At 36.0% G+C, this 11,512-nt stretch carries 11 protein-coding genes; 8 read left to right on the top strand and 3 right to left on the bottom strand.

The features are described from left to right. The first annotated feature begins 6 nt into the window (after nucleotides 1-6). The 3 genes from acpS (at nucleotide 7) to LB888_RS03885 (ending at nucleotide 2,575) form a co-directional block, all read left to right on the top strand. A complete protein-coding gene (gene acpS, locus LB888_RS03895; protein ID WP_318753695.1) occupies nucleotides 7-393 on the top strand; it encodes a holo-ACP synthase in 387 nt (128 codons plus the stop codon). 376 nt (nucleotides 394-769) lie between these two features. After that, a complete protein-coding gene (alr, locus tag LB888_RS03890; RefSeq protein ID WP_318753694.1) occupies nucleotides 770-1,930 on the top strand; it encodes an alanine racemase in 1,161 nt (386 codons plus the stop codon). A 9-nt stretch (nucleotides 1,931-1,939) separates the two neighbouring features. Beyond that, nucleotides 1,940-2,575, top strand: coding sequence for an MBL fold metallo-hydrolase (locus LB888_RS03885; protein WP_318753693.1), 636 nt, complete (start codon nucleotides 1,940-1,942; stop codon nucleotides 2,573-2,575). A gap of 107 nt (nucleotides 2,576-2,682) precedes the next feature. Here the strand turns inward: LB888_RS03885 and cbpA are convergent, their stop codons facing one another. Both cbpA and LB888_RS03875 read right to left on the bottom strand, forming a co-directional pair. After that, nucleotides 2,683-3,261, bottom strand: coding sequence for a cyclic di-AMP binding protein CbpA (cbpA, locus tag LB888_RS03880; protein WP_318753692.1), 579 nt, complete (start codon nucleotides 3,259-3,261; stop codon nucleotides 2,683-2,685). A 199-nt stretch (nucleotides 3,262-3,460) separates the two neighbouring features. Then, nucleotides 3,461-3,922 carry a low molecular weight protein-tyrosine-phosphatase gene (locus LB888_RS03875; protein WP_078755532.1) on the bottom strand — a complete coding sequence of 154 codons (462 nt, stop codon included), beginning with the start codon at nucleotides 3,920-3,922 and terminating at the stop codon, nucleotides 3,461-3,463. Nucleotides 3,923-4,116: 194 nt separating this feature from the next. On the opposite strand from LB888_RS03875, the gene LB888_RS03870 reads away from it, so the two are divergent. Then, nucleotides 4,117-5,280: a galactokinase gene (locus LB888_RS03870; RefSeq protein ID WP_318753690.1), complete on the top strand. Its 1,164-nt coding sequence runs from the start codon at nucleotides 4,117-4,119 to the stop codon at nucleotides 5,278-5,280. A 36-nt stretch (nucleotides 5,281-5,316) separates the two neighbouring features. Beyond that, nucleotides 5,317-6,363 carry an aldose epimerase family protein gene (locus LB888_RS03865; protein WP_318753689.1) on the top strand — a complete coding sequence of 349 codons (1,047 nt, stop codon included), beginning with the start codon at nucleotides 5,317-5,319 and terminating at the stop codon, nucleotides 6,361-6,363. 247 nt (nucleotides 6,364-6,610) lie between these two features. Here LB888_RS03865 and LB888_RS03860 read toward each other — a convergent pair whose 3' ends face one another. Beyond that, complete coding sequence (locus LB888_RS03860; RefSeq protein ID WP_318753688.1) at nucleotides 6,611-7,540, bottom strand: AraC family transcriptional regulator; 930 nt, start codon at nucleotides 7,538-7,540, stop codon at nucleotides 6,611-6,613. 270 nt (nucleotides 7,541-7,810) lie between these two features. Between LB888_RS03860 and LB888_RS03855 the strand changes: the two genes are divergently transcribed. From LB888_RS03855 to LB888_RS03845, 3 genes are all read left to right on the top strand, one after another. Continuing rightward, nucleotides 7,811-8,878 carry a galactose ABC transporter substrate-binding protein gene (locus tag LB888_RS03855; RefSeq protein WP_276934125.1) on the top strand — a complete coding sequence of 356 codons (1,068 nt, stop codon included), beginning with the start codon at nucleotides 7,811-7,813 and terminating at the stop codon, nucleotides 8,876-8,878. 103 nt (nucleotides 8,879-8,981) lie between these two features. Then, the gene (locus LB888_RS03850) at nucleotides 8,982-10,490 is read left to right on the top strand and encodes a sugar ABC transporter ATP-binding protein (RefSeq protein ID WP_318753951.1); all 1,509 of its coding nucleotides are present in this window, start codon (nucleotides 8,982-8,984) and stop codon (nucleotides 10,488-10,490) included. Next, complete coding sequence (locus LB888_RS03845) at nucleotides 10,483-11,490, top strand: ABC transporter permease subunit (RefSeq protein ID WP_318753687.1); 1,008 nt, start codon at nucleotides 10,483-10,485, stop codon at nucleotides 11,488-11,490. The genes LB888_RS03850 and LB888_RS03845 overlap by 8 nt, the downstream gene beginning before the upstream one ends. Nucleotides 11,491-11,512: the final 22 nt, after the last annotated feature.

The following is an 11,512-nucleotide window of genomic DNA, read 5'->3' as shown; positions in this document are numbered from 1 at the left end:
TTTTAAATGCGCCTAGGAACGGATATTGTAGAAATTGAACGAATAGCAGCAGCGGTTGAACGTAATGCGCAGTTTCCAACTAAAATATTATCAGAAAAAGAATTAGTTTTATTTCAGGATATGAAAGAGCAACGTCAATATGAATTTTTGGCCGGTCGTTTTAGTGTGAAAGAAGCTTATGCAAAAGCATTAGGTACCGGCATCGGTAAAATAAAATTTACCGACATTGTTGTACTTCCCAATGAAATGGGTGCGCCTAAAGTGGTAGAAGGGCCGATAGTAGAAAGTGTGATCGTGTCGATTAGCCATTCAAAAGCTTATGCGACAGCAACGGTTATCATTGATTTACCAGATTTTGTTATTAATTCACAAATAACCTCCTTTCTCAATTAATTTTATTTAATGTCGGCTAAGACAAGGTGATTAAACCGTACTTACTCAATATTTAGAGTAACGTACGGTTTTTCTAGTAGCTAACATTTTTTCTAGTAGCTAACATTTTTGTTCGGGGTCAATTGTTGCTTGGGGTACAAAGCGATAGGGATATAGAGTCAATCCTAATCCAAGACAAGTTATCAATGAACAAAGTTAAGAGCTGAACTTTAAAGGATGATTGAAAGCGTCCACTTTAAACTTTTTAATAAAACTTTCGTGGTAAGTGTTGAGCAAACTTTCGCTTCTACGAGGGATGCACCATCATACTGAAGCTACTTTTTAAGCCGAGCTGAATATGTTACAATTATAACCATACTATGAAGAGGTGAAATCTATGTTTGAACCAAGTGAACATCGACCAACGGAAGCGATTGTCGATTTAAATGCAATCCAACATAATGTTCGATTAATGTTAGACCAATTAACATCAGAACAAAAACTATATGCAACAGTAAAAGCCAATGCCTATGGGCATGGTGCCGTCCCAGTGGCAAAAGCGGCGCTAGAAGCTGGAGCTAAAGGATTATTAGTGGCAACGGTGGATGAAGCAATTGAATTAAGAACGAATGGACTGAGTCAAGTACCGATTTTAGTGCTAGGCTTAACAGACCCACGTGGAATTGCTGAATTATTGCATTATAATATTACGATTACTGTTAGCGATAGTGATTTCTTTAGACTTGCTTATCAACAATTAGAAGCAACCAACCAATTATCGCTATTGGACTTATATCATTTGAAGTTCCATTTAGCTTTAGATACGGGCATGGGACGAATTGGGTTAAGAACCGTCGCTGAGGTTGAACAATTTATCGAGGATGTATCAGCATTCAAATGGGTTGAATGGGAAGGCGCATTTACTCATTTTGCTACCGCAGGAGGTGGACCGCAAGACTATATTGAGTATCAGTTTGAACAATGGCAACAATTAATTGCGGTGGTACCAGACACTGTGCCGCTTAAGCATTTTGCTAACACAGCGATGGGTATGTGGCATCCTTATGAACCTAAATCGGATATTATTCGTTTTGGGATTGGAATGTATGGCATTGATCCATTAGACCGACCATTAGCGGAATTACCAGAATTTGAACGTCAGTTACAACCGGCTTTACAATTAATTTCAGAAATTATTTATACTAAAAAAGTTCCGAAAGGACATTCTATTAGTTATGGCGCAACCTATACAACAACCACCGATGAATGGATTGCAACGATTCCGATTGGTTATGCTGATGGATGGCTAAGACGCTATTCGGTGATTGATGTGCTCGTCGGAGGGGTGGCTTGTCCGGTTGTGGGGACGATTAATATGGATCAAATGATGATTCGTCTGCCGGAAGCATTACCGATTGGTACACCTGTAACCTTAATTGGTAAAGATGGACATTTAGAAAACCATGCAAGTGAATTAGCGAGAAAAGTTGACACCATTAGTTATGAAATATTCTGTGGCATTAGTAATCGAGTTCCAAGAATTTATTTAAAAGATTAGGAGGACGAGATGTTAGAAGTATTTTATCAAACAGTTGGTATAGCAAGTGAGAATACTTATGTCGTTGTAAATGAAAAGAAAGAAGCACTAATTATCGATCCTGGTGCGGGTGCTCAAATGTTAATTCATTGGATAAAAAGTCATCATTGGCAACCGCAAGCCATCTTATTGACGCATTGTCATTTTGACCATATTGAATCAGTAGATGAATTGCGCGATGCATTTGGTATCGAAGCTTATGTTCATCATATCGAGGCAGATTACTTGTCCGATCCGAATTTAAATTTATCAGCTAATATGCCAGTGCAACCCGTAGCAGCACGTCCAGCTGAACATGTGTGGCAAGCGGAGGATATGAAGGAGCAACGAGTAGGAAGCTTTCATTTTAGAGTGGCTCATATTCCAGGCCATAGTCCAGGTCACGTTGTCTATATTTTTGAAAATCAAAAATTTGTGATTGCTGGCGATACTCTATTTCAAGGTAGTATTGGCCGTACCGATTTATATTTAGGAGACTATCATCACTTGATTAATGGAATTAAGACCCACTTATATTCATTACCAGATGATACGACGATTTATCCAGGTCATGGTCAAAGTACGACGATAAAATTTGAGAAAAGATTTAATCCTTATACCAATTAAAAAGATAAGCAGTCTGAGTTTTCATGATGAAACTTAGACTGCTTATTTATTATTTCATTTTATAATGTTTGGTTTTATATTGTTTTCGGTTCAAAAGTCGTTGTAAATCATTGAATTCTGACGACGTCAAAACCACTCGGTAACACAAATAAAAATTTACTTTCGCTACCGTATTTTGTGTTCTCAAATGTTAGAGAGCTGATAATATGCGTATAGCGATTAATTAAGCGAATCAGTTTAGTTAACTCCCCAACTTGCCCTTTAGCAGTCACTTCTAAAACGTATTTCGCATTATCGGATAACCATGCTTCTGCTAAAAAAGTCATCATATCCGTATGTTCGATAATCCCTACAAAAGTATTTTGATCAGATAAAACCGCGATTTGTGGTAAATCATTAATCACAAATAATAAGCGTAAGATACTGTCAGAAGTTCTAACGACTTTGGTTGTATTTTTTAGAAAATGCGTAACAGGTATCTTGCTTAAATCAGCTTGAGGATATCTAAATTTATGTTGATAAATATGATAACGATAAATATTGCCTCTAAAAATAGTGTTGGTGGCATCCAATACAGGTGCACAACGTAAACCGTTTGACTCGAGTAATTGAATCGCTTCTTGACAATTTAAAGATTCATTAATACATAGTAATCGATTTTTTGGAACAATTAATGATTCAATCACTTTGTAGCCTCCTTGATTAAGATTAACGTTTTATTCATCGCAACTGTTTTATAATAAAATAAATATTAAAAAAAGTAAAGTGTAATGAGAAAAATGATATAATTCTAATAAATTGATTATAACAAACTTGGCTCATTTTCTCAATTGTTTCTAATGAAAAATTAATCTTTAGGCTAAAAAGTAGAATAGTGTCATAGGATTATAATGAATGGTTTTCAATTAAATAATCAAGCAAACCCTGACAGCCTTGAAGAACATCTTGATAGGTCGTTTCAAAGTCGCCAGTATAATAGGGGTCCGCAATTTCGTCTTCGCGATTAGCATATTGTAATAGTAATTTGATTTCACCAGTAAAATCATTGCCAGCAAAGCGTTTAATGTTACCGATATTTTGTTGGTCCATTCCGATTAGATAATCGGCAGATAAGTCATTTTCTGCTAAAGGACGTGAATACATCCCGTTAACCGAAATATTTTCTTTTGCTAAACGCTCACGGGTTCCAGAATGAACAGGATTACCATGTTCCCATGAACTAGTCGCCGCAGAATCGATGATGATACGGTCAGATAAACCTTTTTCTTTAACTAAAGATGTAAAAACAGCTTCAGCCATCGGGGAACGACAAATATTGCCTAAACAAACAAAAATAACTTTAATCAAAACAATTCCTCCTTGTAATATATATATATAGAAGGTCTTTAACGCCCTTCTCTTTTCATCAGTTTAACGAATCATTTGGTTGAAAGCAATAAAAGACTTTGTGCAACATTCAACATTTTTTGATGAATGATTGAAGCGATTCCATAAAAACGTTATAATGAGTTTGTATAAAAATTTGTAGGAGGCATGAGCCGATGATTATTGAGCAATTAAATAAAAAATTTAATGAACTATTTCAACATGAAGGTGGCAAAGCTTATTTTGCGCCGGGACGTATTAACCTAATTGGTGAGCATACTGATTATAATGGAGGACGTGTCTTTCCTTGTGCAATTACCAATGGTACTTACGCTGTGGCAGCAATACGTGAAGATGCAACCGTTAATTGCTATTCATTAAACTTTGAAGAAGTAGGGATTATTAGTTTTGACCTTAATGAGTTAGTCAATAAAAAAGAAGATAGTTGGACTAACTTTGTCAAAGGGATGATTAAGTATATGGCAGAGGCGGGCTATGCTATTGATAAAGGATTTGACATTGTTATTTATGGCAATATCCCTAATGGTTCTGGTTTGTCTTCTTCTTCTTCATTAGAACTTTTAATTGGGGTAACCATTCAAAATTTATTTGGATTTGAAATCGACCGAGTTGAATTAGTAAAAATTGGCCAAAGAGTTGAAAATCAATTTATTGGTGTTAATTCAGGAATTATGGACCAATTTGCAATTGGAATGGGCTCTAAAGACCACGCGATCTATTTAGATACCAATACTTTAGAATATGAATTAGTACCAGCAGAATTTGGTGAAAATATTGTTTTAATTATGAACACAAAAAAACGACGTGAATTAGTGGAATCCAACTATAACGAACGTCGTAGCCAATGTGAGGAAGCGCTAAGACGTCTCCAAACCCAATTGGATATTAAAGCGTTAGGAGAATTATCGATTGAAACTTTTGAAGCCAATCGTCATTTAATTGGTGATGAAGTATTGGAACGTCGTGCTAAACACGCAGTGTATGAAAACGAACGTACAAAATTAGCTAAAGCAGCCTTAACTTCAGGAGATTTAGTAGCATTTGGACAATTATTAAATCAATCTCATATCAGTTTACGTGACGATTATGAAGTTACGGGACTGGAGTTAGACACCTTGGTGCATACTGCTTGGGAACAACCGGGAGTATTAGGTGCACGGATGACCGGAGCAGGTATGGGCGGCTGTGCGATTGCCTTAGTGAACCGTAATCAAGTAGAGGCTGTTAAAGCAGCCGTACAGGCAGAATATGAAAAAACGGTTGGTTATTCAGCTGAATTTTATGTCGCTGAAGTTGGCGATGGTGCCAAAGCATTATAATCAATTAAAAGATTAAGAAGAAAGGAGTTAATCTTTGTGAAAGTTGAAATTAAACCTTTTGGTCAATATGAAGGAAGCGACTATTCAGAGATTTTTATTACCAATAAACAAGGAACACAAATTAGCTTCTGTGATCTAGGAGCACGTATCAATCGTTGGGGCCTCCAAAATGATAAGGGAGAGTATGAGCAAATTATTTTAGGGCATCAAAATGCTCAAGAAGTGTTTGATTCAGGTAGTTATTATGGGGCAACAATTGGTCGTGTCGCCGGTCGGGTAGAATTAGGTCAGGCGGTTATTGATGGTCAGTTATATCAACTAGAAACTAACGACAAAGCGAACCATTTACATGGTGGTTTTGATGGCTTTGATTTACAAAAGTTCAATTTTGATATTATTGAAGCAGCAGATGAAGTTCGTGTTGAGTTTTCACTGTATGATAAAGCTGGACATAATCAGTATCCAGGTAACTTAACGTTTAAAGTAACGTATACTTATAATGAACAAAATGAATGGACTATTGATTACCAAGCAACAACAGATGCACCGACTATCTTTAATCCGACAAATCATGTGTATTTTAATTTAAACGGGAATAATACTCAAAGTATAGAAAATCACTTATTACAAGTTCATAGTGATAAATATATGCCATTAAAAAATGACACGATACCTTTAGGACGATTAGAGCCTGTTGGTGATACGGTCTTTGACTTACGTGAAGCGGTCTTGATTGGTGACCGGGTTCATCGACCAGAACCTCAGTTTGATTACACGAAAGGCTTCGATCATCCATGGTTAATCGATAAAACTGTCGAAGGCCCACAAGCAATCATTCAATTACCAGCAAAGAATCGTCGTATTGAGATGACGACAACAGAAAATGCAGTGGTTATTTATACTCATGGCTATTTAACCAATATTAAGGAAATTTGGGGTCAGCCGTTGTTGCCATTTGCAGGGGTCACTTTGGAAACACAAAACTTACCAAATGCTATTAATAATCCACTTCATGGTGATACCGTCTTAAGACCAGAAGATACTTTCACTAGTCGAACGGTTTATCGTTTAGTGACAGCATAATATTAAAATAAACTGACTTAACGAGGTTGGGCAGACGAAGCGAAAATCATTTAATTTTCTACTTCTGGCCCACTCCCTGTTGAGTCAGTTTTTTTATGCAGTCGATAAATAATTAGCTGGATAAAAAATCTTTTTGTAGTTTGATTATAGGAGCTGAATCTTCATGAAAATTATAATTTTGTCTCAAGCATTATCGCAAACATCCTGCAAATAATGAAAGGCTTGATTAACTATTTTGCGTAGGAAATTATAACCAAATTTCAACATTAGGTTTTTTAGTATTTAATAAAGACTTTTCGTGATATAGAATGGGTAATGTTAATACAGAATCATCAATCGTTTCATCACTTAAAATACGATACTGTGATGGACTATGTCCAAAATAATTTTTGAACATCTTGGAAAATTGGAACGTATCTCGATAACCCACTTGTTCGGAAATTTCACTAATTTTTAATTGGCTAGAACGTAGTAAACACGCTGCTTGCGCCATACGACTTTCAAGCAAAATTTGTTTCGGTGATAAATTAAAATATTTCTTACAAATTTGAAAGAGATAATTACGACTGATACCGAAATGTAGAGCAACTTCTTCGATGGTGATAGGAAGATGATAATTCGTTTTTAAATAGTGCCTGATATTTTGAGCGAGTTGTGGTACTTCAGGTAAGGTAAATCTTATAAATGTTGACGGGGCGATTAATTCAAGATTGATTTCTGCTAATAAGTTGTAAAGTAGTCCGATTATTTTTAATTTATTCGAAGTCATTTGTGGATTAATCGTTTCGAGAAAAGTGATTAGCTCGATTATTTGATAATACACAGCACTGTCTTCTTTAAAATGAAAGGTATCACGGTGTGTAATAATAGTATCCTTTAAATAATGATCAATATTTTTGCCACCTAGAGCAATCCAACCAATAGTCCAAGGATCATCATGGTCAGGTTCATAATAAACATGATGGTCTTTCTTTAAAATAAAACAGTCATTCTTTTGAAGTTCATAATGTTGATGATTGACAACAAAGTAACCTTTACCAGATAAAACGATGTGGATGACGTAATCATGGTGCACGGTATAATCATTAATTTGTGAGGGAAGATTTTTTTGAACACCGGCTTCGATTAAAGCAATATCATGATTATCGATAAAATAATGTTTCCAGTAACTTTTCATTTGAACCTCCAATAAACATATTCGTAAATATATTTTACCACAATGTAAGCGATTAAACAAAATGACATATAAACTTTACAAAATGCTATGGAACGGCAATGAAAACGCATTTATAATAGCAGTAGAGCTTGAAAATTACCAGATGAGCACGAGGGACTTTCTAGCATCATTAGATTAACAAAAAGACAGATGAAAGGAGGATATATCATTCTTTAAAGAGGCTCATCGCACAGCTAAATGCTCAGACAATAAAATAAAGGGGTAAATTTAATGAAAACTGTTAAAAAATTATTTGTTGCTTTATTTGCATTCATGATTGCTTTAGTCACAGTATTACCAACTCAAGTAAGAGCAGAAGGGCAAACTTACGAAATTGGGGTTGCAATCTATCAATATAACGACAACTTTATGACATTATTCCGTAATGAATTGGAAGCTTATTTTAAAGAATTAGGCGAAAAAGATGGCAATACTTACAATCTTGAATTTCAAGATGGAAAAAATGACCAAGCAACACAAACAGAGCAATTAAATAACTTTATCGCACAAGGTAAAGACTTGCTAATCGCGAACTTAGTTGACCCTACTGGTGCAGACCAAATTATCTTATCTGCACAATCAGCAGATATTCCAGTGGTTTTAATTAACCGTGAACCAGACGTTTCAACAATGGAATTATGGCCTGGTAAAACAACTTATGTAGGGGTTGATGCTCGTCAATCAGGTGTTTATCAAGGTGAAATCATTGCTGACCTAGAAAACAAAGGGGATATTAACGGTGATGGTGTTGTTAAATATATCATGATCCAAGGGGATGCTGGTAACGTTGACGCTGAACAACGTACTAAATATTCTGTTGAGACATTAGCTAAATCAATTGATGTTGAAATCCTAGGTGAAGCACAACGTGGTAACTGGGATCAAGCAAAAGGTCAAGAGATTGCTGCCAATGCTTTAAGTCAATATGGTGAGGATTTAGAAGTGATCTTCTCTAATAATGATGGTATGGCTTTAGGTGCTGTTCAAGCTATCAATGGCGCTGGACGTAAAGTGAACGAAGACATCTATATCGTTGGGGTAGATGCTTTACCAGAAGTTGTAGAGTTAATTGGTAAAGGTGAATTTACTGGAACAGTATTAAACGATCATTTCAACCAATCACATACAGCTGCTGAAGTTGCAGTGAAATTATTAAATGGTGAAGAAGTAGCACCTTATTTCTGGCATGATTATGTTAAAGCAACTAAACCAGAAGATGCTGAATTAAAACGTTTAGACTATCGTGAAGAAACGATTGAAGAATACCAAACACGTCTAGAAGAAGCATACGGTGAATAATCTTTAATTTAATAAACAGATGGGGCTTCTGATCACAATGAGCGGGAGCCCTCTTTATAATTATAAAGGATGTGATACAGTGGAAAATAATGTAATTTTAGAAATGAAAGACATTGATAAAATTTTTCCAGGGGTTAAAGCACTAGATAAAGCCCAATTGACTGTTAAAAAAGGAACAGTACATGCCTTAATGGGAGAAAATGGTGCAGGTAAATCAACCTTAATGAAATGTTTGTATGGTATTTATTACCGGGACAATGGGTCAATTAAAATAGAAGGCGAAGAAGTGAATTTTTTAACTTCTAAAGAAGCTTTGGACCATGGAGTGGCGATGATTCACCAAGAATTACAACCAATTCCTGAAATGACAATTGCTGAAAACATGTTTTTGGGAGATTATCCAAAAAAAGGCCTATTTGTAGATCATGAAGCAATGGAAAAAGAGACTAAGAAATTTTTAGATATTATTGGATTGAATGTTTCGCCGCGCACACGCTTAGGTGATTTAACGATTTCACAACAACAATCAGTCGAAATAGCGAAGGCCATTTCTCACCGCGCTAAAATATTAATTATGGATGAGCCAACATCGTCTTTAACTGCAGCGGAAGTAGAGAACTTATTTAAAGTTATTGATGCTTTACGTGCGACTGGCATGGGTATTATTTATATTTCTCATAAAATGGATGAGATTTTACGTATATCGGATGAAATTACGATTATGCGTGATGGACAATATGTTGGTACTTATAATTCTACTACCATTACGATAAATGAAATTATTCGACATATGGTGGGGCGTGAACTTGCCAATCAATTCCCTGATAAAGATTTTGGACCGGGTGAGCAAAATATTTTAGAAGTTAAAAATTATACATCTCCGAATCCAAAATCATTTCAAAACTGTTCTTTTGAGTTAAAAGAAGGTGAAATCCTCGGAGTCGCTGGTTTAGTAGGAGCCCAACGCTCAGAACTAATGGAAGCTATTTTTGGATTGCGTGATCATATCGAAGGTGGCAAAGTAATCCATCGTGGCCAAGAAATATTGAATAAAGATCCAAAAGATGCGATTAAAAATGGTTTTGCATTAGTGACAGAAGACCGACGAGGTTCAGGGATTTTTGGCGTATTATCGGTTAGTGATAATATCATTACGGCGTCGGTATCTAATTATAAAAATAAATATGGTTTACTAAATGAAAAATCAATTGCTGAAGTGGTGAAGAAAGGCATTGACAGTATGCGAACCAAGACACCTAGTCAACACACAGCGATTGAAAATTTATCTGGAGGTAACCAACAAAAAGTGATATTAGCCCGGTGGCTGGCAACAAATCCGGATATTTTAATTTTAGATGAACCGACACGTGGGATTGACGTTGGAGCGAAGTTTGAAATTTATGAAATTATTAATCGTTTAGCCAAACAAGGCAAATCTATTATTGTTATTTCTTCTGAAATGAGTGAAATTTTAGGGCTATCTGATCGGATTATGGTAATGTGTGAAGGCAAGATTTCTGGATTTTTATCGAGAGAAGAAGCAACGCAAGAAAAAGTCATGGATTTAGCTACCAAATTCATGCAAACAAAGGAGAGTGCAGCGAATGAGTGAAATCATTAAACCAAAACGTAGCTTTAAAGAGCAAATTATTGAGAATGCCTTAATCGTGGTCATTGTTTTAATGGTCATTTATACGGCTTTTAGTGCCAATAATTTTTTGAGTTTTAATAACTTAAAAAATATTTTAGCCAATGTTTCGGTACGTTTTATTATTGCTTTAGGTATCTCAGGTCCACTTATTATCCGTGGAACAGACTTATCAGCAGGGCGTATCGTTGGGATAACATCAGTTGTGGCAGCGGTCTTTTTACAAAGAGCAGATGCTTCAAGTGTTATGTATCCGGGTATTGCAGGGTCGCCAATTATTGTGGCGTTATTGGCTGCTTTAGTGGTCGGATTAGCTTTAGGGGTTGTCAATGGTTTAATTATCTCGCGCTTACATGTACCGCCTTTTATCGCGACATTGGGGACACAAATTGCCATCTATGGATTAAATATGATGTTATCTAAAAACGCACCTATTGGTTCATTGAATCAAACCTATACACGTTTTGGTGCACAAGGGGTCAAGTTAGGTGGATTACAAATACCTTATTTAACTTTCGTAGCAATTGTAGCGGGGATTTTTATGTATATTCTATATCGATACACCGTTTATGGTAAACAAATGTATGCGATAGGTGGTAATGAAGTCGCTGCCGAGGTGTCTGGTGTTAACACTGCCAAATCTAAACTATTGATTTATGCTTTAGCCGGAACCATGTATGCTGTCGCAGGGTTTTTATTAACCGCTAAAACAGGTTCAGCAGCCGTAACGGCCGGAACCGGGTATGAGTTAGAAGCGATTGCAGCAGCCACTATTGGTGGGGTTTCAACCTCTGGTGGGGTTGGACGCGTACCGGGAATTTTAGTCGGGGTATTGGTATTTGAGTTATTAAAAACGTGTTTACAATTCTTGGGTATCACACCAGAAATGACCAATGTTTTCCAAGGTATTGTCATTGTGGCCGCCGTAGCATTAGATATTCGCAAAACAATGCGTAAAAAATAAAGATTGCTAGTCAATATCAAAT

Origin of the sequence: Globicatella sp. PHS-GS-PNBC-21-1553 (assembly GCF_033564055.1) — a bacterium.
GTDB lineage: Bacteria > Bacillota > Bacilli > Lactobacillales > Aerococcaceae > Globicatella > Globicatella sulfidifaciens.
The sequence above is the reverse complement of the archived record's forward strand: the minus strand, read 5'-3'. Positions and strand labels throughout refer to the sequence as shown.